The sequence below is a fragment of the Burkholderia sp. TSV86 genome (assembly GCF_001522865.1).
Classification (GTDB): domain Bacteria; phylum Pseudomonadota; class Gammaproteobacteria; order Burkholderiales; family Burkholderiaceae; genus Burkholderia.
This window is the reverse complement of the sequence record NZ_LOWB01000042.1, coordinates 13,711-35,144: the sequence shown is the minus strand read 5'-3', so window position 1 is coordinate 35,144 and position 21,434 is coordinate 13,711. Positions and strand designations below refer to the sequence as shown.

General features: G+C 64.0%; 18 protein-coding genes. 9 read left to right on the top strand and 9 right to left on the bottom strand.

Going from position 1 to position 21,434, the window contains the following annotated elements; translation table 11 throughout:
* The first annotated feature begins 77 nt into the window (after positions 1-77).
* The 3 genes from WS68_RS07470 to WS68_RS07460 all read left to right on the top strand — a co-directional run bounded on the left by WS68_RS07470 (position 78) and on the right by WS68_RS07460 (position 6,093).
* A complete protein-coding gene (locus WS68_RS07470; RefSeq protein ID WP_059570188.1) occupies positions 78-1,196 on the top strand; it encodes an efflux RND transporter periplasmic adaptor subunit in 1,119 nt (372 codons plus the stop codon).
* A complete protein-coding gene (locus tag WS68_RS07465) occupies positions 1,193-4,405 on the top strand; it encodes an efflux RND transporter permease subunit (RefSeq protein WP_059570187.1) in 3,213 nt (1,070 codons plus the stop codon). The genes WS68_RS07470 and WS68_RS07465 overlap by 4 nt, the downstream gene beginning before the upstream one ends.
* 215 nt (positions 4,406-4,620) lie before the next feature.
* Entirely contained in the window at positions 4,621-6,093 is a 1,473-nt protein-coding gene (locus WS68_RS07460; RefSeq protein WP_059570228.1) for an efflux transporter outer membrane subunit, read from the top strand.
* 170 nt (positions 6,094-6,263) lie between these two features.
* Here WS68_RS07460 and WS68_RS07455 read toward each other — a convergent pair whose 3' ends face one another.
* Positions 6,264-7,151, bottom strand: a complete 888-nt coding sequence (locus tag WS68_RS07455) for a hypothetical protein (RefSeq protein WP_059570186.1) — start codon at positions 7,149-7,151, stop codon at positions 6,264-6,266.
* Positions 7,152-7,587: 436 nt separating this feature from the next.
* Positions 7,588-7,737 carry a hypothetical protein gene (locus tag WS68_RS27340; protein ID WP_156429392.1) on the bottom strand — a complete coding sequence of 50 codons (150 nt, stop codon included), beginning with the start codon at positions 7,735-7,737 and terminating at the stop codon, positions 7,588-7,590.
* 100 nt (positions 7,738-7,837) lie between these two features.
* On the opposite strand from WS68_RS27340, the gene WS68_RS07450 reads away from it, so the two are divergent.
* Both WS68_RS07450 and WS68_RS07445 read left to right on the top strand, forming a co-directional pair.
* Positions 7,838-8,866 (top strand): MerR family transcriptional regulator, encoded by a 1,029-nt coding sequence (locus tag WS68_RS07450; protein ID WP_059570185.1) that lies wholly within the window; start codon positions 7,838-7,840, stop codon positions 8,864-8,866.
* A 117-nt stretch (positions 8,867-8,983) separates the two neighbouring features.
* Positions 8,984-9,868, top strand: a complete 885-nt coding sequence (locus tag WS68_RS07445) for an MBL fold metallo-hydrolase (RefSeq protein ID WP_059570184.1) — start codon at positions 8,984-8,986, stop codon at positions 9,866-9,868.
* A gap of 179 nt (positions 9,869-10,047) precedes the next feature.
* On the opposite strand, the gene WS68_RS07440 is transcribed toward WS68_RS07445, so the two are convergent.
* The 4 genes from WS68_RS07440 to WS68_RS07425 all read right to left on the bottom strand — a co-directional run bounded on the left by WS68_RS07440 (position 10,048) and on the right by WS68_RS07425 (position 14,114).
* The gene (locus WS68_RS07440; RefSeq protein ID WP_059519397.1) at positions 10,048-10,866 is read right to left on the bottom strand and encodes an ABC transporter permease subunit; all 819 of its coding nucleotides are present in this window, start codon (positions 10,864-10,866) and stop codon (positions 10,048-10,050) included.
* Positions 10,863-11,792: an ABC transporter permease subunit gene (locus WS68_RS07435; protein ID WP_059570183.1), complete on the bottom strand. Its 930-nt coding sequence runs from the start codon at positions 11,790-11,792 to the stop codon at positions 10,863-10,865. Before WS68_RS07435 ends, WS68_RS07440 begins: the two co-directional genes overlap by 4 nt.
* Complete coding sequence (locus tag WS68_RS07430) at positions 11,789-12,931, bottom strand: ABC transporter ATP-binding protein (protein WP_059570182.1); 1,143 nt, start codon at positions 12,929-12,931, stop codon at positions 11,789-11,791. The genes WS68_RS07435 and WS68_RS07430 overlap by 4 nt, the downstream gene beginning before the upstream one ends.
* 88 nt (positions 12,932-13,019) lie before the next feature.
* The gene (locus WS68_RS07425; protein WP_059570227.1) at positions 13,020-14,114 is read right to left on the bottom strand and encodes a polyamine ABC transporter substrate-binding protein; all 1,095 of its coding nucleotides are present in this window, start codon (positions 14,112-14,114) and stop codon (positions 13,020-13,022) included.
* A gap of 543 nt (positions 14,115-14,657) precedes the next feature.
* On the opposite strand from WS68_RS07425, the gene WS68_RS07415 reads away from it, so the two are divergent.
* The gene (locus WS68_RS07415; protein ID WP_059519392.1) at positions 14,658-14,861 is read left to right on the top strand and encodes a DUF1289 domain-containing protein; all 204 of its coding nucleotides are present in this window, start codon (positions 14,658-14,660) and stop codon (positions 14,859-14,861) included.
* Positions 14,862-14,967: 106 nt separating this feature from the next.
* Here the strand turns inward: WS68_RS07415 and WS68_RS07410 are convergent, their stop codons facing one another.
* The 3 genes from WS68_RS07410 to WS68_RS07400 all read right to left on the bottom strand — a co-directional run bounded on the left by WS68_RS07410 (position 14,968) and on the right by WS68_RS07400 (position 18,457).
* The gene (locus WS68_RS07410; RefSeq protein ID WP_059570180.1) at positions 14,968-15,612 is read right to left on the bottom strand and encodes an OmpW/AlkL family protein; all 645 of its coding nucleotides are present in this window, start codon (positions 15,610-15,612) and stop codon (positions 14,968-14,970) included.
* A gap of 74 nt (positions 15,613-15,686) precedes the next feature.
* Positions 15,687-16,877: an NAD(P)H-dependent flavin oxidoreductase gene (locus WS68_RS07405; RefSeq protein WP_059570179.1), complete on the bottom strand. Its 1,191-nt coding sequence runs from the start codon at positions 16,875-16,877 to the stop codon at positions 15,687-15,689.
* Between the two features lie 143 nt (positions 16,878-17,020).
* Complete coding sequence (locus tag WS68_RS07400) at positions 17,021-18,457, bottom strand: aldehyde dehydrogenase family protein (protein ID WP_059570178.1); 1,437 nt, start codon at positions 18,455-18,457, stop codon at positions 17,021-17,023.
* Positions 18,458-18,907: 450 nt separating this feature from the next.
* Here WS68_RS07400 and WS68_RS07395 point away from each other — a divergent pair, with 450 nt between their 5' ends.
* The 3 genes from WS68_RS07395 (at position 18,908) to WS68_RS07385 (ending at position 21,168) form a co-directional block, all read left to right on the top strand.
* Positions 18,908-19,747: an AraC family transcriptional regulator gene (locus WS68_RS07395; protein WP_231752968.1), complete on the top strand. Its 840-nt coding sequence runs from the start codon at positions 18,908-18,910 to the stop codon at positions 19,745-19,747.
* A gap of 95 nt (positions 19,748-19,842) precedes the next feature.
* Positions 19,843-20,481, top strand: a complete 639-nt coding sequence (locus WS68_RS07390; RefSeq protein ID WP_059570225.1) for a LysE family translocator — start codon at positions 19,843-19,845, stop codon at positions 20,479-20,481.
* Positions 20,482-20,739: 258 nt separating this feature from the next.
* Positions 20,740-21,168 (top strand): hypothetical protein, encoded by a 429-nt coding sequence (locus WS68_RS07385; RefSeq protein ID WP_059570177.1) that lies wholly within the window; start codon positions 20,740-20,742, stop codon positions 21,166-21,168.
* Positions 21,169-21,434 lie beyond the last annotated feature (266 nt).

Sequence of the window (21,434 nt, the reverse complement as noted above, 5' to 3'; positions counted from 1 at the left end):
GCCGCTTTCGACCCACCGGCATGTGCCGCCGGTCTGTCGCGCTCTTTCCGCTTTCCTCCAGCCGAGGAGTTACCGTCGTGAATCGTTCCGGTTTTCGCATTGTGCTGTCGATCGGGGCCGCGCTTGCCGTCACCGCGTGTCATCGCCCTGAAACGGCGCCGCCCGCCCCGCGCCCGGTGGTCGCGCTGCCCGTTCAAGCGGACGGCGCCGCCGCTGCCGCGTCGCTTCCCGGCGAAATCCAGCCGCGCTACGCGACGCCGCTGTCGTTCCGGATCGCGGGCAAGATCGTCGAGCGCAAGGCGCGCCTGGGCGACACCGTGCAAAAGGGGCAAGTCGTCGCGCGGCTCGATACTTCCGATGTGGCGAAAAACGCCGCCAGCACGCAAGCGCAGCTCGATGCCGCCACGCATACGCTGACCTACGCGCAACAACAGCTCGAACGCGACCGTGCACAAGCGCGCGAAAACCTGATCGCGCCCGCGCAGCTCGAACAGACCGAAAACGCTTATGCATCGGCGCGCGCGCAGCGCGATCAGGCCGCGCAGCAGCTCGCGCTCGCGAAAAACCAGCTCCAGTACGCGACGCTCGTTGCCGATCACGCGGGCTACATCACCGCCGAGCAGGCGGACACCGGGCAGAACGTGTCGGCCGGTCAGGCCGTCTATCAGCTCGCGTGGTCCGGCGACGTCGACGTCGTCACCGACGCGCCGGAAAGCACGCTGCCGCTCGTGAGCGTGGGGCACGCGGCGCGCGTGACGCTGCCGTCGCTGCCCGGGCGCGCGTTCGATGCGCGCGTGCGCGAAATCGCGCCTGCCGCCGATGCGCAAAGCCGCACGTACCGCGTGAAGCTCACGCTCGAAAAGCCCGATCCGGCGGTACGGCTCGGGATGACCGCGAACGTATCGTTCGCTGCCGCGCCGGGCAACGCGCCCGCCGCCGCCGTGCAACGCTTCACGCTGCCGTCGACCGCGCTCTTTCATTCGGGCAACGCGCCGGCCGTGTGGGTGGTGCGCGCCAACGACGATACGCTGGAGCTGCGCCGCGTCGCCATCGTGCGCTACAACGACAGCACCGTGACCGTCGCAAACGGCATCGCGCCGGGCGAGCGTGTCGTGCTGCAAGGTGTCCATACGGTCAGCGCCGGTGAAAAAGTGCGCGCCGTGCCGCCGCTCCACTCAGAGGACGTCGCGTCATGACGGTCGGCCGTGAAGAAAGCGCCCGCTTCAACCTGTCTGCATGGGCGTTGCGTCATCAGGCGCTCGTCATCTACCTGATCGTGCTCGCGACGATTGCGGGCATCCTCGCGTACACGCGCCTCGCGCAATCGGAAGATCCGCCGTTCACGTTCCGCGTGATGGTGATCAGCACGTTCTGGCCCGGCGCGACCGCACGTCAGGTGCAGGAACAGATCACCGACCGGATCGGCCGCAAGCTGCAGGAAACGCCCGCCATCGACAACCTGCGCAGCTACTCGCGCCCCGGCGAATCGCTGGTCTTCTTCGAGATGAAGGAATCGGCGCCGGTGAAGGACGTGCCGGAAACCTGGTATCAGATACGCAAGAAAGTCGGCGACATTGCCGCGACGCTGCCGCCCGGCGTTCAAGGGCCATTCTTCAACGACGAATTCGGCGACGTCTACACCAACATCTACACGCTCGAAGGCGACGGCTTCTCGCCCGCGCAGTTGCATGATTACGCGGACCAGTTGCGCACCGTGCTGCTGCGCGTGCCGGGCGTGGCGAAGGTTGACTATTTCGGCGACCCCAATCAGCGGATTTTCATCGAGCTCGACAACGCACGCGTGACACGGCTCGGCATTTCGACACAGCAAATCGCGCAAGCGATCAACGCGCAAAACGACGTCGCTTCGTCCGGCGTGCTGACGGCGACGCATGACCGCGTGTTCATCCGCCCGACGGGCCAGTACGGCAGCGTTGCCGAAATCGCCGACACGCTGATCCGGGTCAACGGCCGCTCGTTCCGGCTCGGCGATCTCGCGACCATCCGGCGCGGCTACGACGATCCGCCTATCACGCAGATGCGCGAGCTCGGCGCGGGCAAAGGCACTCCAGGCGCGACCGAGCGCCGTGCGGATGCGGCTGCGGCCGGCCGCGCGGTGCTTGGCATCGGCCTCACGATGCAGCCGGGCGGCGACGTGATCCGGCTCGGCCAGGCGCTCGATGCAAAGGCAAAGGAACTGCAGGCCCAGCTTCCCGCCGGCCTCACGCTGACCGAGGTATCGAGCATGCCGCACACGGTTTCACGCTCGGTCGACGATTTTCTCGAGGCGGTCGCCGAGGCGGTGGTGATCGTGCTGCTCGTCAGCCTCGTGTCACTCGGGCTGCGCACCGGGATGATCGTCGTGATCTCGATTCCGGTCGTGCTTGCCGTCACCGCGCTCGTCATGTATCTGTTCGACATCGGATTGCACAAGGTTTCCCTCGGCACGCTCGTGCTCGCGCTCGGCCTGCTCGTCGACGATGCGATCATCGCGGTGGAAATGATGGCTGTGAAACTCGAGCAAGGCTTCAGCCGCGCGCGCGCCGCCGCGTTCGCGTACACCAGCACCGCGTTTCCGATGCTGACGGGCACGCTCGTCACCGTGTCCGGCTTCCTGCCGATCGCGCTCGCGAAATCGAGCACCGGTGAATACACGCGGTCGATCTTCGAGGTGTCGGCGATCGCGCTGATCGCGTCATGGTTTGCCGCCGTCGTGCTGATCCCGCTGCTCGGCTATCACATACTGCCCGAGCGCAAACGCGAGCCGAAGGCTGCCGGCGCGCACGGCCACGAGACGGAGCACGGGCATGAGCATGAGCATGAGCACGATATCTACAACACCCGCTTCTATGCGCGGCTGCGCGTCTGGGTTCAATGGTGCATCAAGCGGCGCTTCGTCGTGCTCGCGGTCACGGGTGCGCTTTTTGTCGCCGCGCTCGCGGGCTTCACGCTCGTACCGCAGCAATTCTTCCCGAACTCCGATCGCCCCGAGCTGCTCATCGATCTGCGGCTGCCCGAGGGCGCGTCATTCGATGCGACGCTCAAACAGGCCGAACGCGTCGAAAAGCTGCTCGCCAAGCGGCCCGAGATCGACCACGCGGTGAGCTTCGTCGGCTCCGGCGCGCCGCGCTTCTATCTACCGCTCGATCAGCAGCTCCAATTGCCGAACTTCGCACAGTTCGTGATCACCGCGAAATCGGTCGACGCGCGCGAGCAGCTCGCCGCGTGGCTCCAGCCGGCGCTGCGCGAGCAGTTTCCCGCCGCGCGCACGCGGATCTCGCGCCTCGAAAACGGCCCGCCTGTCGGCTATCCGGTGCAGTTTCGCGTAAGCGGCGACAGCATCGCGACCGTGCGCGCGATCGCCGAGAAAGTCGCGGCGACGGTGCGCGCTGACGCGCACGCCGTCAACGTTCAGTTCGACTGGGACGAGCCGGCCGAACGCTCGGTACGCTTCGAGCTTGACCAGCAGAAGGCGCGCGAGCTGAACGTGACATCACAGGACGTCGCGGGCTTTCTCGCGATGACGCTGTCCGGCACGACGGTCACGCAATACCGCGAGCGCGACAAGCTGATCGCCGTCGATCTGCGCGCGCCGCGCACGGAGCGTGTCGATCCGGCGAGCCTGGCGAGCCTGGCCATGCCGACGCCGAGCGGCCCGGTGCCGCTCGGCTCGCTCGGGCGCTTCACCGACACGCTCGAATACGGCGTGATCTGGGAGCGCAACCGCCAGCCGACGATCACCGTTCAATCCGACGTGACGGCCGGCGCGCAAGGCATCGACGTCACGCATGCGATCGACGCGAAGTTGAACGCCCTGCGCGCACAGCTGCCCGTCGGCTATCAGATCGAGATCGGCGGCTCGGTCGAGCAAAGCGAGAAAGGTCAAAGCTCGATCAACGCGCAGATGCCGCTGATGGCGATCGCGGTGCTCACATTGCTGATGATTCAGTTGCAGAGTTTCTCGCGTGTGCTGATGGTCGTGCTGACCGCACCGCTTGGGATGATCGGCGTCGTCGGCACGCTGCTGCTGTTCGGCAAGCCATTCGGCTTTGTCGCGATGCTCGGCGTGATCGCGATGTTCGGCATCATCATGCGCAACTCGGTGATTCTCGTCGATCAGATCGAACAGGATATCGCCGCCGGCCATGGCCGCTTCGATGCGATCATCGGCGCGACCGTGCGGCGCTTCCGGCCGATCACCCTGACGGCGGCTGCCGCCGTGCTCGCGCTGATCCCGCTGTTGCGCTCGAACTTCTTCGGCCCGATGGCGACCGCGCTGATGGGCGGCATCACGAGCGCCACCGTGCTCACGCTGTTCTATCTGCCTGCGCTCTATGCCGCGTGGTTCCGCGTCAAGCCGCACGAGCGCGATGCGCAGCCGCCCGCCACGACCACGGGAGCCTGACCATGGGGCCGACGAATCTGCTTTCGCATCGTGTGGCGGCTGCCGTCCGGCACCGCGCGGACCGGGACGTGTCAGCCGATCCCACGGCGCAAGCCGCCGCAACCTGCTCAAACGCCGTTTGCGCGGAAACACACGCGGCGGCGCGCGCTTTTGCCTTCCGCCACGCGCATGAATCCCGCCGCGCCGGCGCCGCCGGCCGCGCACGCCCGGCCGCCGTGCGCACCACCGCCGTGGCCGTCGCGGCCGCCTTCGCGCTCGCCGGCTGCTCTCTGTTCGCACCCAGCGGCGCGCCGCCCGCGATGCCGTCGCCCGCGCATTACGGCGCGTTGCCGCTGCCCGAGCAGACGGCCGCCGCGCAGGGCGTCGCGCAGCGCTTCGACGTCGGCGCGCAGCCCGTGCCCGACTGGTGGAAACAATACCGATCGCCCGCGCTCGACGCGCTCGTCGACGAAGGCTTGCGCAACAGTCCGACGCTTGCCGCCGTCGACAAGAACCTGAACGCGGCGCGCGAGCAGTTGCGCGCCCAGGTCGCCAACTCGATGCTGCCGTCGATCGACGCGGGCGGTCAGGCGACGCGTCAGCGCGCGCTCAGCGTTCCGGCATTCGGCCCGCCAACCGTGCTCTATAACGTGTTCGCCGGCCAGCTCCGCGCCAGCTACACGCTCGACTTGTTCGGCGCCGCACGTTTCGCGAACCGCGCGCTCGGCAAGCGCGTCGACATGAGCGCGTATCAGCTCGAATCCGCGCGGCGCTCGCTCGCCGCGAACATCGTCACGGCGGCGATCACCGCGTCCGCGCTCGACGAACAAGTGACGACTGCCGAGCGGCTCGTCGCACTTGCGCGCGAGCAGGCAAACGACACGGCGGCCCGCTACCGGCTCGGCGCGGTGTCGCATGCGGACATGCTGAACGCACAGCAAAGCGCGGCGTCGCTCGAAGCCAGCCTGCCCCCGCTGCGCCAGCAAGCGCTGAGCACGCGCCACGCGCTCGCCGTGCTGCTCGGCCGCACGCCGGATCAGGCGCCCGCCGCGCTGCCGCTTGTCGATTTGCATTTGCCGGAGAACGTGCCGGTCGTCGTGCCGTCGATGCTGCTCAAGGCGCGGCCCGACGTGCGCGTGGCCGAAGCGGCGCTGCAGGCGGCCGCGGCCGAAGTGGGCGTCGCAACCGCGCAGTTGTTTCCGCAGCTGTCACTATCGGCGTCGATGGGTCAGGCCGGCTTCAACTGGCCCGCGATGCTCTCCGGCGCGGGCGCGATTTGGAGCATCGGCGCGTCGCTCACGCAGCCGCTGTTTCACGGCGGCGCACTGCTTGCGCAACGCCGCGCGGCACGCGCGACTTATGAAGCGGCCACCGAGCAGTACAAATCGACCGTGCTCGGCGCGTTCCAGAACGTCGCCGATTCGCTCGCCGCGCTCGAGCACGATGCGAGCGCGCTCGACGCGTCGAACCGCGCGGCTGTCGCCGCGCGCGGCGCGTTCGACGACGCGGCGGCGCGCGTGCGTCTCGGCGCGCTGCCGCCGGCTGCCGCGCGCGCAAGCGAGCAGCAATGGCGCAACGCGCGGCTCGACGAAATCCGCGCCACCGGCGCGCGGCTCGTCGATACAGCGCGGCTGTTCGATGCGATGGGTACGCCGCCCGGAGACGATGATGCCGGCACGAACGCGCACGCGCAGCAGGCCAAAGGATGATGCGACGCATGACAAGCGGCAACGGCACCGTTGCCGCTGCGGTTTTAGCACGGGTTGGACGACAGTAAAAAAGCCCTGCAACCATTCAAAGTGAAAAAAGTTGCAGGGCTTCGTACCCAACCGTATCGCGGGCCCGGCCTGAATCCGGTATGCGCTTGCGCAGCGTATTTTTATAGCTCGTCGTGTGGAATGGTCCCATTACAGCTACTCGAACAGCTAGGCTGCTGGCCGCGATTGACGGCCCGCACTGCCTCCCCTTCCGCCTGGCTGATCGCGACATCGTTGCGCGTCAGCGGCCGAGGGCTGCCTTCGTTGTGGCGGACCACCAGGAAATTCGCCAATATCTGGTTATCCACGCGGGCCATGATCTCAGCCTGGGCAGGGGCATTGCCGATCCGAATGAAAGGGTCGTTTCTATCAGTCGGGTGTGCAAGGCCCATGACATGGCCCAGTTCGTGTTTCGCCACCATTTTCAGCACATAATCCAGCAAACCGGTGCCGCCTCCCGCTACGAGCGGCATGCCGCTCGGAAGATTGAATGCCGGATTTCTGCTGTACAAATTATTCGGGGTATCGAATCGATAGGCCGGGTTATTAAAAAAATTTTGAATCCTATCGTGCAGAAAAGCTATTCTGGTGGGCGAATTCAAGCTTATGGCACCTCTGTTATATAAAAAGTCGTACCTCGTATTGGCAATCGCCAAGGGGTCGGCATCGTCGGTCGCCACGGAATCCCTCCATTCGAAAATCAGATTCGCCCGGCTTATATCCGTAGCCTGCTCGAAAACAATATTTGTTCCCGTTAGCTGCACCCGCCACTCTTGAATAGCCTCCAAAATCACCGGCACCAAATCCCTTCCATGCGCTACTCCGTCGATGTTGACCGTGGCGATCGTCCCGCCTGGAGCAAAAAACCACCGAATCGTTCCGCCATATGCCACTCCCGGATTAAGCGCCACGTTACCCACGCCCAGCAGCGGAACATTTAAATCCATTTGAGCCCGCGCTTGACTCAAAAATGCGAACATAAAAAATAACGCAATGATCAGCTTTTTCATGCCTATCTCCGATAAATAGTAAAGTCTCTATAGGAGTAACCGAAAAAAAGCAATCCCTCAAAAAGATCGTGGCATATCTTTAAAATTTTCATTGAATCATCTAATTAAAATCGTCTACCGAATCGTCACATGGACTTTTATCCGAGCGCAGCCTTCATATCATTCCCATAGGCTGAGATAAAAGACAAACCATTTTCAAACCCAACGATCGTAATGGATTGTGCAATTCCGAACCGCCCCGGGAGTCGTGGAGGCAAGTTGATTTAATTCAATGCCGGCACGGCAGCGGCATGACTGAGTGGCCGATCGCGGTTCGACCCTGCGTCTGCGGGCGGGATATCGCCAAGTGGTTCCGTCGGCCGACGAGGCTGGAACGAGGCTCTCCATCCAAGGTTGCCACCGCGCGGAATTCATAGTTTTTCAAGACGTTCGACGATCAATCAGCTTCACGTTCGTTATATAAACCGTCGATCATCGCAGCCAGCGCGTTGCCGTAGCCGCCGCCCCGGCCGGCGGGCGCACCGCGCCGGTTCAATGGCATCCGGAACGAAATCCTGGTATTCCGTCTGATAATCAGTCTGGTCATCAGCCGCGATCATCATTGCGCGATTCTTGTTCCACCGCGCTTGACCCTCACGCGACGTCAGGCTTCAATCTTCAACTGCGCACGAAATGGAGGCCCGGATATGCTGCTCAAAATCGGAGAACTGGCAAAACGCAGCGGACTGACCGTCCGCACGCTGCACCACTACGACGCGATCGGCCTATTGAAACCTTCAGCGCGTGCCGACAACGGCTATCGGCTGTACAACCGCGACGACATCGCCCGGCTCCATCAGATCCAGGCGCTGCGCCGTTTCGGCCTGACGCTCGCCGATGTCGGCACTCACCTGTCCCAGCCCGGCACGCCGCTCACATCGATCGTCGAGCGCCAGATCGCGATGCTTGATCGGCAGATCACGCAAGCGGCGCGGCTGCGCGAACGCCTCGCGCAACTGCATTGCGCGCTCGCCGACGGCAGGCAGCCGGAACTGGCCGATTGGCTCAACACGCTGGAATTGATGACCGTGTACGACAAATACTTTTCTGAAGACGAACTCGCACGCCTGCCGATGTACCAAAACAGCCAGACGCCCGACCCGGAGTGGGTCGCGCTCGTTGCCGACGTGCGCGGGCTGATGGAAAGCGGCGTGCCGCCCGAGGACGAGCGAGCGCGCGCGCTCGCGGATCGCTGGATGACGATGCTCGTGCGCGACACGAACGGCGATCCGCGCCTGCTCGCGAAGCTGAACCTGATGCACGACCAGGAACCGTCTATGCAGGCGCACATCGGCATCTCGACCGAACTGCGCGACTATGTGCTGCGCGCGTTCTCCGAAACGAAGATGCGGATCTACGGGAAATACTTGTCGCCCAGCGAGATCCGCTTCATGCGCGCGCACTACGGCGACAGCGCGATGGCATGGCCGCAATTGATGGGCGACGTGCGTGATGCGCTCGACGCCGGCGTGCCGCCTGCGTCGCCGGAAGGCCAAGCGCTCGCGCGGCGCTGGATCGCGCTGTTTCGCAGCTACGCCGGCGACGACCCTGCCACGCATCTCAAGTTCCGTCAGGCGCTCGCGAACGAGCCCGAGCTGATGACGGGCACCTGGGTCAACGATACGCTGCTCGATTTCGTGCGTGACGCCGTCGCGCACCTGACGCCGCCGCGCTGACCTCGCCGGCCGCCGCCGCGCTTGGCGAACGCGCGGCGGCGGCTCCCACGCCCGCAGCAGCCTGCGATGCGATAATCCCGCCAACCATTCAAGTCATCCGTTCGAAGGAGCCCATTCGTGACCACCGCGTCCGCGATTGCCGTCGAAGGTTTTTTCGATCCGGCGACCAGCACCGTCAGTTACCTGCTGCTCGACACCACCCGCAACGAATGCGCGCTGATCGACAGCGTGCTCGACTTTGACCCGAAGTCCGGCCGCACGCACACCGCGAGCGCGGACAAACTGCTCGAGCGCGTGCGGGCACTCGGCGCGCGCGTGCGCTGGCTGCTCGAGACGCACGTGCATGCCGATCATCTGTCGGCAGCGCCTTATCTGAAGATGCAAGTCGGCGGCGAGATCGCGATCGGCGCGGCCGTGGTGCGCGTCCAACGCGTGTTCGGCACGCTGTTCAATGCCGATGCGAGCTTCGCGCGCGACGGCAGCCAGTTCGACCGTCTGCTCGAGGACGGCGACAGGCTGCCGCTCGGCGCGCTGACCATCCGCGCGCTGCACACGCCGGGCCATACGCCCGCCTGCATGACCTATGTGATCGACGACGGCGGCGCCATCGCCGCGTTCGTCGGCGATACGCTGTTCATGCCGGACTACGGCACCGCCCGCTGCGATTTCCCCGGCGGCGACGCGCGCGCGCTGTACCGGTCGATCCGCAGGGTGCTGAGCCTGCCCGCCAACACGCGCCTTTATCTGTGCCACGACTATCAGCCGGGCGGACGCGCGGTGCAATACGTCAGCACGGTGGCCGAGCAGTTGCGCGCGAACGTGCACGTGCGCGACGGCGTGTCCGAGGACGAATTCGTGTCGATGCGCACCGCGCGCGACGCGACGCTCGATATGCCGATGTTGATGCTGCCGTCGGTGCAGGTCAACATGCGCGCCGGGCACCTGCCCGAGCCCGAAGACAACGGGGTGCGCTATCTGAAAATCCCGCTCAATGCGCTTTGACACGCCCGCGAACCGGCGACGGACAGGCATTGAAACGCCACGACAAGCCGGTGATAAAAAAGCCCGTGCGGTACACGCACGGGCTTTTTCCTGAATTTCCTTCGCCGTCGGATCGAGCGGCAGGCCGCGCGGCATCCGGCATCGCCGCACCTGCCGCCCCCCCGTCGCCGGCAACCGCGTCAAGCCACCGCCGCCGTCCTTTTCCGCTCCTGCCGCTGCATCACGAAATTCGCACCGATGACGCCGATCGTCACCGCGACGATGAAAAGCGTCGCGAGCGCATTCATTTCCGGATTCAGGCCCAGGCGCACGCGCGAGAACACCACGAGCGGCAGCGTCGTCGAGCCGGGGCCGGACAGGAACGCGGACAGCACCAGATCGTCGATCGACAGCGTAAACGACAGCAGCCACCCCGACACGAGCGCCTGCGAAATCAGCGGCAACGTGACGGCGAAGAACACCTTGAGCGGCGTCGCGCCGAGATCGAGCGCGGCTTCTTCGAGCGACGGATTCAGTTCGCGCACGCGAGACTGCACGATGATCGCGACATACGAGATGCACAGCATCACGTGACCGAGCCAGATCGTGAACACTCCGCGGCCCGCCGGCCAGCCGAACCATTTGCCGAGTTCGATGAACAGCAGCAGCAGCGAGATCCCCTGGATCACCTCGGGGATCACGAGCGGCGCGTTGATCATCCCGCTGTACAGCGCGAAGCCGCGAAAACGGCCCATCCGCGCAAGCACGAAGCCCGCCCACGTGCCGATGGCGACCGATGCGAACGCGGTCATCACGGCGATCTTCAGCGACAGCCACGCAGCGGCGATAAGCTCGTCGTCCTCGATCAGCGCCGCATACCAGCGCGTCGAGAAACCGGACCAGACCGTGACGAGCTTCGATTCGTTGAACGAATAGACGACGAGGCTCACGATCGGGATATACAGGAACCCGAAGCCGATCGCGAGCATCAGCACCTGCAGGAAGCGATTCGGTTTCATCGGCGCCGCCCCTCCTGCTCCTTCGCCTGGAAGTGCTGGAACATCGCCATCGGCACGAGCAGCAGCAATACCATCGCGCAAGTCACGGCCGACGCCATCGGCCAATCGGCATTATTGAAGAACTCATTCCACATCACGCGGCCGATCATCAACGTGTTCGCGCCACCGAGCAGCTCGGGGATCACGTACTCGCCGACGGCCGGGATGAACACCAGCAGGCAGCCGGCGATGATACCGTTCCTCGACAACGGCAGCGTGATCTGCACGAACGCTTTCCACGGCTTCGCGCCGAGGTCGTACGCGGCTTCCAGCAAGCGCAGGTCCATCTTCACGAGATGCGCGTATAGCGGCATCACGAGGAACGGCAGATACGAGTACACCATTCCAATATAAACGCCGGCATTGGTGCGATACAGCTCGATCGGCGCGCTGATGAGGCCCGCCCACATCAGGAAGTTGTTCAGCAGACCGTTGTTCTTCAGGATGCCGATCCATGCATACACGCGGATCAGGAACGACGTCCAGAACGGCAGCATTACCGCCATCATCAGCAGATTGCGCGTGCCGGGATTGGAGCGCGCGATGTAATACGCCATCGGATAGCCGAGCAGCAGGCACAACAGCGTCGTGACCGCCGCGACGACGACCGAGTTCACATAGGTCGCGAAATACAGGCTGTCGCTGAACAGGAATGCATAGTGCTTCAGGTTCAGCGCGATGTGCAGCACGCCGTCCTGGACCGACGTGAGTTCCGTGTACGGCGGAATGCCGAGCTGCAATTCGGCAAAGCTGATCTTGACGACCAACACGAACGGCACGAGGAAAAACAGCACGAGCCAGAAGAACGGGCCCGCGATAACCGCCGTGCGCCCGGTCAGGCCGAACCGCTTCACCGGCCATGCGAACAAAGACGAAAGCGCGCTCATGACGTCAGCACCACGCCGGCCGATGCGCTCCAGCGCACGTAGATTTCGTCGCCCCAACCGGGCGAATCGAGTTCGGCGATCGCAAGGCTCGACACGTTCGCGATCACCGTCTTGCCGGATTCGAGCTTCACGTGGTACAGCGAATAGCCGCCCATGTACGCGACATTCGAGATGACGCCGCGCCCCCAGTTGTACGCGCCGTCAGCAGGCTTGCGCGTCAGCGCGATCCGCTCGGGGCGCACCGACACCGTGACCGGCATCCCGAGCGGCCCCGTGATCCCATGGTTCACGTACAGCTGGCTCGGCAGATCCGCGGATTCGATGAACACGTGGTCGGGCTCGTCCTCGACGGTCGTGCCCTCGAACAAGTTCGTCGAACCGATGAATTCGGCCGAGAAGCGGCAGTTCGGATATTCGTAGACTTCGTTCGGCGTGCCGATCTGCACGATCTGACCTTCGCTCATCACCGCCAGGCGGCTCGCCATCGTCATCGCCTCTTCCTGGTCGTGCGTGACCATGATGCAGGTGACGCCCACCTTGTCGAGAATGTTGACAAGTTCGATCTGCGTGCGCTGGCGGATCTGCTTGTCGAGCGCGGACATCGGCTCGTCGAGCAGCAGCAGCTTCGGCCGCTTGACGAGCGAGCGCGCGAGCGCCACGCGCTGCTGCTGGCCGCCCGACAGCTGATGCGGCTTGCGGCCCGCGAAGCGGCTCATCTGCACGAGTTCGAGCGCGGCATGCACGCGCTCCTTCAGTTCGGCTTTCGGCACACCCTCCTGCTTCAGGCCGAACGCGACGTTCGCCTCGACCGTCATGTGCGGGAACAGCGCGTACGACTGGAACATCATGTTCACCGGCCGCTTATAAGGCGGCATCTGCGCGAGATCCTCACCGTCGATCAGGATCTTGCCCGACGTCACCGTCTCGAGGCCGGCGAGCATTCTGAGCAGCGTCGATTTCCCGCACCCGGAACTGCCGAGCAGCGCGAACAGCTCGCCCTTGTGCACGTTCAGGTCGACGTTGCGCACCGCGACGGTCTCGCCGAACTTCTTGACGACGTCGACGATCTGGACAAAATTTTCGGCGCGCGTATCCGCGCCCGTCACGCCTGCCGCAGGCGCGCCCGACTGACTATTCATGATCTGCTGTTTTGCTCCTACGTTTGACGAACAAAGCCCCCGGGAGCACCAGGGGCTTCAGGGGGCTGTCATGCTGCCGCGCGTGGCGTCAGCGTCCCGATTTCAGCTCGGTCCAAAGGCGCGTCTGCAGCCGCTGAATCTCAGGCGGCAGCGGCTTCAGCAGGAACAGCGTCTTCAGCACGTCCGGATGCGGATAGACCGCCGGATCGTTCGCGACGTCCGCGCGCACGTACTTGCGCGCCTCGGCGTTCGCGCTCGGGTAATAAACCGCGTTCGTGATCGCCGCGTGAACCTTCGGATCCTCGATGTAGTTGATCCATTGCAGCGCGGCATCCTTGTTCTTCGCATCCTTCGGAATCGCCATCACGTCGAACCAGACCGGCGCGCCGCCCTTCGGAATATAGTATTCAACCTTGTACGGCTTTTTCGCCTCGAGCGTGCGGTGCTTCGCGATCACGACATCGCCCGACCAGCCGAAAGCGAAGCAGATGTCGCCGCCGACCATGTCGTTGATGTAGCCCGACGAATTGAACTGCGTAATGTACGGGCGGATCTTCTTGAGCACCTGCATCGCGGCCTGGTAGTCGGCCGGGTTCGTGCTTGCCGGGTCCTTGCCGATGTAGTGCAGCGTCGCCGCGAACATCTGGTCCGGCGCGTCGAGCACCGACACGCCGCAGCTCTTGAGCTTCGAGATGTTCTCGGGCTTGAACAGGATGTCCCAGTTGTCGAGCGGCAGGTCGCCGAGCAACTTCTTCGCCTTGTCGATGTTATAGCCGAGGCCCGTCGTGCCGTATGCCCACGGCACCACATATTTGTTGCCCGGATCGGCGCCCGCGACGAGCGACATCAACTGGGGGTCGAGATACTTCAGATTCGGCAGCTTCGATTTATCGAGCGGCGCGAAAATGCCGGCCGCGATCTGCTTGCCCGCGTAATTGCTGGTCGGCACGACGATGTCGTAACCCGAATTGCCAGTCAGCAGCTTGGCCTGCAGCGTGTCGTCGCTGTCGTAATTGTCATAGCGGACCTTGACGCCCGTTTGCTTTTCGAAATTCGGGATCGTGTCCTTCGCAATGTAGTCCGACCAGTTATAGACGTTGAGCTGCGTATCCTTCGCCGCCGCCACCGACGCGCCCGCGCACAATGCCAGCGCCGCCAACCGGCCCGCCACCTTTGCCTTCATCCCGTTCTCCCAGATCGAACCGATTCGATCGCCATGAGCCTCGTCATCGCGGCGCATTGTTGCGCGCCGCCCCATGAAAACCCCGAAAGCTACCATTAATCCGGGGCCGCCACAAAGATTTCCCACCTTTGTCGCACAAACGGAACACATTCGGTCTGCCAGTTATGCCAATCCGGTGCAACAACGCGCTGCTATGCAATGGGTGCGCGCAATTTTATCGGGTTCTGACCGTGGGATCATCCGGAAAAACGGTCCGGCCAACCGGACAACGCTGGCCGGCGCAATGCCGGGGGCTGGAATTCGGGATGCCGATGGCCGGCATTCAATGGGCATCAATTGTGACAGCAAGATGAGACGCGGCGGGCATCGGCAGCCTACGGCGCCGGAGTGGCGCGGCGTTTCGGCGGAACACCGCGACGGCGCTCCACTTCGGCGCTCGTGCGCGCAGCCCCGGCAGGCGCGCGGGCATCGCGCCCGTCTGCGCGGCATGCGTTAACATAGCGGCTTGCCGTTCACGCCCGGCCCCGCCGAACTCGACGCTCAATGACCTCGAATCTTCACGACAAGCCCGACAGCCCATGCATCGGCGTCTGCTCGACGCTCTTCGACGAAATCTGCAAAGGCTGCGGACGCACGGCGGTCGAAGTCGCGAACTGGGTGTTCATGACCGATGCCGAAAAACAGGCGGTGTGGGCGCGTATCACGCGGGAAGGCACCGCCATGCGCTTCAAATACGACAAGCCATGAGCAGCACGGGCCGCTCCGCACGCGGCGCGCCCGAGAAGACGCAAAAAAAGACGGCACGCGTGCAGCCATGCCGCCAACCCCAACACTTGTTCGATGCTGCCAGGCGTCAGAACTTCATCCCAAGACCAACGCCGACGACGAGCGGATCGATGTTCAGCCGGCCGATCGGCTTACCGCCGAGCGTCGCATCGGTGTGCATCCAGATTTTCTTCAAATCGACGTTGACGAACAGCTTTTTCGTCACCTGCACGTCGACACCGAATTGCAGCGCCGGGCCAAAGCTATGGTTGCCGATGCCGACGCCCTCTCCGCCCGCGCGCAGACCGTTGTTGTAAAACAGCGTGTAGTTGATGCCCGCGCCGACATACGGGCGCACGCTGCCTGCATGATTGAAGTGGTATTGCAGCAGCAGCGTCGGCGGCAATACGCCGACGCCGCCCAGATTGCCGAGCGACGACGCGACCTGGTGCCGTGACGTGCCGAGAATCAGCTCGACGCCCAGGTAATCGCGAATCATGTACGTGAAGTCCAGTTCCGGGACGATCGCGTTGTTCACGCCGACATTCAGCGCTCCCAGCGTATCGCTTGCACGGTCCTGCGGCACGATGCTGATCGCGCGAACGCGCGCGATGATGTCGCCTTGATGGATGCCTTCGCCGGGCGAGGCCGCGTGCGACAGCGAAGGAACCATCGCAAGGACAGCCGCGTAGGCGATGGCATGGATGCGGATATGAGCGGTTTGACAACGCATGATGATTAAGCCCTCTAGGAACAGCCCCCATTTTCCCGGGAGGGGTTCCCGCTTGCCTTGATGCGCATCAAGCTTCAAGCAAGCGAGAACGATGGACGTTTTGCCGCAGGCTCAGGCTCGACGCCGGTCAGCAGCAGTTCGAGCAGATCGCGCACGCTGCGGATCGCGTGCCCGAACGGCAGCGCTTCGCGGCCGCGGAAGAACAGGCCGTTCGCAACGTCGCCGCGCAGCGCGGCGGCCAACCGCGTATCGATACAGAAATGGCCGAAACGCTCGACGCCGTCCCGCCATCCGCACACGCTCAGGCATTCGAGCGCGGATGGACAACGCTGCTTGAGCGCGCCGAGCTTCGCGCGGATACGCGTCTCATGCCGCAGATAGCGCTCAAGCCACGGCGTTTTCACCGCGCGCGCGGGCAGCCCCGTGACGCTGATGAACTCGACGATATCGTCGGGCGTCGCATTCGCGAGCACGTGCTTGAAATTCGGGTGCGCGTCGCCTTCCTCGGTGACGGCGAACGGCGTGCCCACCTGCACGCCGTTCGCGCCGGCGCCGAGCGCATCGCGCACCGCCCGGTGGCTGTTGATGCCGCCCGCGACGATGAGCGCAATGCGCTCGCGCTCGATCCCGAGCGTGGCGAACGTCTGCGCGGTTTCGTCGAGCACGCGCGCGAATTCGAAGCGCGCGTCGCCGATGTCATCGAGGCTCGCCACGCCGAGATGGCCGCCCGCGTGCGCCGGATGCTCGATCACGATCGCATCGGGCAAGCGGCCTTTCTTCATCCATTTCTTCAGCACGAGCGCGATCCCGCGGCTGTCCGACAGAATCGGAATCAGCGCGATGTCGTATCCATCAGTGAGTTCCGGCAGATCAAGCGGCAGCCCCGCGCCCATCACGATCGCGTCCGCGCCGAATTCGCACGCAACGCGCACGTAGTCCGCATGCGAGCGGACCGCTTTCATCACGTTGACGGCAATCATGCCGCGGCCCTCGCTCCAAGTCTTCGCGAGGCTGATCTCGCGCGCGAGCGCTTCGAGGTTCGCCGCCTCCAGCGTCTCGCGAACGGGTTCGCGCCGGCAGCGCTCGAGCAGATCCGCATGATGGTGGCGCAAATCGATGCTCGCGATCGTGCCGAGCGCACCTTCGCGCGCCACGCTGCCCGCCAGCCGGTGCGCGGAAATGCCCACGCCCATCCCTCCCTGTACAACGGGCAACAGCGCACGGCCGCGAATCATCAGCGGCGGAAAAGAAAGGGAAGCGATCATCGAAGCCTCGTCAAAACGGCAGAAAAGATTCGATGATCAGCGTTTGCGGCCGCCGCATATTGACCGCCATCAAAGAAAGACGGCATGCCGCGCAAGCAGGCGGCATGCCGTCGCAGATCGGCCGGAACGGGCGCGCGCCGCGCTCAGGCCGTTTTTTTGACGCGTAGCTGCATCGATTTGTATTCCAAATATTCGTCGAGCCCGTACACGCCGTTTTCGCGGCCGATCCCCGACTGTTTGAAGCCGCCGAACGGCGCAGCCACGTTCCATCCGCCGCCGTTGATATCGACCTGCCCGGTGCGGATGCGCCGCGCGACGCGCAGCGCGCGTTCGTCGCTGCCCGCCCACACCGCGCCGCCCAGACCGTATGGCGAATCGTTCGCGATCCGCACCGCGTCGTCTTCGTCGCGGTACGTGATGATCGACAGCACCGGGCCGAAGATCTCCTCCTGCGCGATCGCCGCATCCGGCCTCACGCGGCCGAATACCGTCGGCTTCGCGAAAAACCCGCGCGACAGCCCGTCCGGCATGCCGAGGCCGCCCGCGATAAGTTCCGCACCCTCGTCGAGGCCGCGCCGGATATAGTCCTGCACCCGCTTCTGCTGGGCCGCCGACGCAAGCGCGCCGAGCCGCGTCGCTTCATCGCGCGGATCGCCCGGGATGAAGCTCGCCGCCGCCGCCTTCGCCAGTTCGCGCACCTCGTCGTAGCGCGACTGCGGCACGAGCATGCGCGTGTGCGCCGAACACGTCTGGCCGGCGTTCAGATAGCACGAGGACACCGTGCCCTTCACCGCCGCGGCGAAATCCGCATCGTCGAGAATCACCGACGCCGATTTGCCGCCCAGCTCGAGCGCGACGCGCTTCACGCCGGCCGCGGCAAGCTCGGCCACGCGCTTGCCCGCGCGCGTCGAGCCGGTGAACGACACCATGTCGACCTGCGGCGCGCTGGCGAGCGCCTCGCCGACGACCGCTCCGTAACCGCACACGAGATTGAAAACGCCAGCCGGCAAGGCGGCGTCATGAATCGCCTCGGCAAGAATGAACGCGTTGAGCGGCGCGATTTCGGAAGGCTTGAGCACGACGGTGCAACCCGCCGCGAGCGCAGCCGCGACCTTCAGCGTGATCTGATGCAGCGGGTAGTTCCACGGCGTGATCGCCGCGACGACGCCCGCCGGCTCGCGCACGATGAGCGAATTGCCGACTTGCTCCTCGAACGCATGGGTTTCGGCAAGCTTCGCATACGCGCCCCAGTTGTATATCGGCGCGCTCACCTGGATGGCGCGCGACAGCTTGATCGGCATGCCGACCTCGCCCGTGATCGACTGCGCGAGTTCCTCGCTGCGCGCCTTCAGGTTGTCGGCGATCCGGCGCAGGTAGCGGGCGCGCTCGGCGGGCGGCGTCGCGGCCCAGCCGTCGAACGCGGCGCGCGCGGCCGCGACCGCGGCCAGCGCATCGTCGGCGGCGCCTTCGGGAATGCGGCCGATCGCCGCCTCGGTGGCGGAATCGATTACGTCGATCGTGCCGGCGCCGGTGCTCGGACGCCATGCCCCGCCGATATAGAACTGATCGTAGATTTTCATCGTCTCGCTCCTGGGTCGACGCAAACGAGCATTGTACTCAGCGCGGATGACGGGTGCGCGAGCAGCGCGACGCATCCGATACCGCGGGAGGCAATCCGTGCCGAGCCGCCATCGGCAAACAAATCGCGCCCATACGCGCCGCGCGCTGCCGCGCTTCGCGCCGACCCAATCCGCAGGCCGACCTGCGCGACCGGCTACCGCCCGCCTGCGTGGCGCGGCCCGCTATGCTCGGCATGCACGGCGGAGGAACAACGCGCCGCGGCATGTCCGCGTTCTGCGGCTTCGAATCGCGCGAGCTGCTCGAGGCGCGATGGCCGCGCCCTGCGGACTTGCGATGTTCAAGCAACCGCCCATTGCGGCGCGGCTTCGGCGCGCGGCGCCAAGCCTTCGTCGGGCCGGCGCGGCGGAAATGCTTTGTGCGACAATCAGCACGATCAGTCCAAGCCTTCCTTGAACCTGCCGCCGCCAGCCGATCCCATGCATGCCATCGCTCAATTCTGGCGTGACCCGGCGATGCCCTATGTCGAAAGTCGGCGCGCCTGCGATAGCCGCGCCTGTTATCGTCCGCACAGCCACCCGACCTTCTCCGTCGGCGCGGTCGATCGCGGCCGCAGCGTGTTCAGCGGCGCAACGCAAAGCCCCGTCGTACTGCGCCCAGGCTCGGTCGTCTTCGTGCCGCCGGCGTGCGTGCATGCGTGCAACCCCGAGCCGGGCAATGCCTGGAGTTACCAGATGCTGCATGTGGACGCGCACTGGTGGCAGACGCTCCGGCAGGAGGCCGCGGCTGCGCCTGAGCGGCCGCCCGTCGACGAGCCGGTACGCGTGAGCCGCGTCCCCGCCGATTACGTCCGGTTCTGCTGCCTCAACTCGTTGCTGTTCTCCGACGCGAGCGTTCACGAAAAAGAGGCGGCGCTGATCGAATTCGTCTGCGACTACGGCACACCAGGCGATCGTCTGGCCACGCGCGCGCAGCGCCGCACGTCGTCTGGGCCGCGCATCCAGCCGGTATTGGACGCACTGCGCTGCGGGCAAGCCGATGCATCGCTGAGCGAGCTGGCGGCGCTGGCCCGCATGAGCCGCTACCAGTTGATCCGCGCATTCCGCGACGCGACCGGGTTGACGCCCCATGCGTGGCAGACCAATCAACGGATCAACCAAGCACGCGAGCGGCTGCGCGCGGGTCACGACATCGCGCGCGTCGCGCATGACCTCGGGTTCTCGGATCAAAGCCACTTCCAGCGCGTGTTCAAGGCCTATACCGGCGTGACGCCCGGAAGCTATCGCCCCTAGCGCCGCGCGGGACGCGCGCAATTTTGTTCAATACCGGACCACACCGCGTCGGCACACTGCGGAAAAACGTCTTTCCGAACCGTGATACCGATCGCATGCAGCCGTTCCTGATGATTGCGGCAGCGCATTTCCTCGCGCTGCTATCCCCCGGCCCGGATTTCTTCCTGGTGGCGCGAACCTCACTCGCATCCGGCTGGCGCGTCGCCAGCGGCGCTTGCGTGGGCATTGCGCTTGCCAACGGCGTGTTCATCGCCGCCGCGTTCGCGGGCATCGCGATATTGCGGCACGGCAGTGCGCTGTTCATCGCCATCCAATCGATCGGATGCCTGTATTTGCTGCATCTGGGCTATCTGTTCATCCGTCATGCGGGCCGCGGATCGCTCGAACCGGGGGCGGGCTCATCGCAGCATGCGGGCGCGCCGCGCGCGGGCTCGTGGCCGCGCGCGGCCGGCATGGGCTTTCTGTCGGGCATCCTGAATCCGAAGAACGCACTGTTTTACGCAAGCCTCGCCGCGATGCTGACCGGTCCGCACGCAAGCACCGGCTGGAAACTCGTGTATGGAACGTGGATGTTCTGCGCCGTTCTGCTATGGGATATGACGGTGGCCGCGACGATCGGCAATCGCGCCGTGCTGCAGCGTTTCTCGCGCGCGATGCCGTGGCTGGAGAGAATCACGGGCGTGATACTGATGCTGATTGCGCTGGGCGTCGCCGCGATGTTGGCACTCGGCTGAGTGTCTCATCGCAATCCAACGGCTAAAGCAAAGTCATTTCCAAAGCGCCGTTGACACTTACGCAATCTCTACTACTATCTTTGTCATTCGCATCAGAAATGCATGTTGCTTTACCGCCGAGCCGCGAGCAGATTCAATATATTATTCCGCGAATAATCGATTCGATTTTCAATCGACATATCTGGAGTATTTTATCGATCGATAAATGAACCGCCACCCGCCGATTCGAGTAATCACCGCCACGGAAGGAACTCATCAATGAAACGTCTCACCTCAGCACTGGCCCCCTCGTTAGTCACGCTCGCTCTCGCAAGCACCGTCGCTTTGGTCGAACAAGCATCCTCAGCGTCTGCCGACAAGCCGATTCATCACGATATTTTCATTACGCTTAAAGACAAGAGTCCCGCCGCCATTCAAAAGCAACTCGAACTCGGCAGAAAATACCTTACCAATCATCCCGGCGAACTGTCGTTCTCCGCGACAGTCTTGGCGCAGAATCTAACGCGCCATCAACAGGTGTCCTATCTCTTCAACGAAGACAACTTTGACGTGGCTTTTCATTTAGTATTTTCCGGCCGAAACGCGCATGACAAATACCAAGTCTCCGACACGCACGTCAAGCACTTCATCCCGCAGAGCAATCCGAACTGGGTAAAGATCCGCGTCTTCGATTCCGTCGAGCCTTAACACATATGCACCGATTTCTAAGAATCGTCTCTTGAAAAACGTCCTATCTACGATTTTATTTAATTCCTTATGGGCACAAAAATAATGAAGGCGGCCGCCAATTTAATTCAATTGGCAACATCCGATCAATTACACCCGAATTGAGACAGAAAAAATACCACCACCGAGAAAAACAATTCTTTTATTTTTGCCTTGCCGGAGTCGAAATTCTCATTTATATAGGCGGCGGATACAAAAGTCGCGGTCGAAACCGGCTTGCCTTGCGC

Bases quoted from the DNA above. Each gene is read 5' to 3' on its own strand.
- WS68_RS07465 (WP_059570187.1), top strand. From the start codon at position 1,193: ATGACGGTCGGCCGTGAAGAAAGCGCCCGCTTCAACCTGTCTGCATGG.
- WS68_RS07440 (WP_059519397.1), bottom strand. From the start codon at position 10,866: ATGAAACCGAATCGCTTCCTGCAGGTGCTGATGCTCGCGATCGGCTTC.
- WS68_RS07390 (WP_059570225.1), top strand. From the start codon at position 19,843: ATGCAGCCGTTCCTGATGATTGCGGCAGCGCATTTCCTCGCGCTGCTA.
- WS68_RS07385 (WP_059570177.1), top strand. From the start codon at position 20,740: ATGAAACGTCTCACCTCAGCACTGGCCCCCTCGTTAGTCACGCTCGCT.
- WS68_RS07450 (WP_059570185.1), top strand. From the start codon at position 7,838: ATGCTGCTCAAAATCGGAGAACTGGCAAAACGCAGCGGACTGACCGTC.
- WS68_RS07425 (WP_059570227.1), bottom strand. From the start codon at position 14,114: ATGAAGGCAAAGGTGGCGGGCCGGTTGGCGGCGCTGGCATTGTGCGCG.
- WS68_RS07435 (WP_059570183.1), bottom strand. From the start codon at position 11,792: ATGAGCGCGCTTTCGTCTTTGTTCGCATGGCCGGTGAAGCGGTTCGGC.
- WS68_RS07400 (WP_059570178.1), bottom strand. From the start codon at position 18,457: ATGAAAATCTACGATCAGTTCTATATCGGCGGGGCATGGCGTCCGAGC.
- WS68_RS07405 (WP_059570179.1), bottom strand. From the start codon at position 16,877: ATGATCGCTTCCCTTTCTTTTCCGCCGCTGATGATTCGCGGCCGTGCG.
- WS68_RS07455 (WP_059570186.1), bottom strand. From the start codon at position 7,151: ATGAAAAAGCTGATCATTGCGTTATTTTTTATGTTCGCATTTTTGAGT.
- WS68_RS07410 (WP_059570180.1), bottom strand. From the start codon at position 15,612: ATGCGTTGTCAAACCGCTCATATCCGCATCCATGCCATCGCCTACGCG.
- WS68_RS27340 (WP_156429392.1), bottom strand. From the start codon at position 7,737: ATGACCAGACTGATTATCAGACGGAATACCAGGATTTCGTTCCGGATG.
- WS68_RS07415 (WP_059519392.1), top strand. From the start codon at position 14,658: ATGACCTCGAATCTTCACGACAAGCCCGACAGCCCATGCATCGGCGTC.
- WS68_RS07430 (WP_059570182.1), bottom strand. From the start codon at position 12,931: ATGAATAGTCAGTCGGGCGCGCCTGCGGCAGGCGTGACGGGCGCGGAT.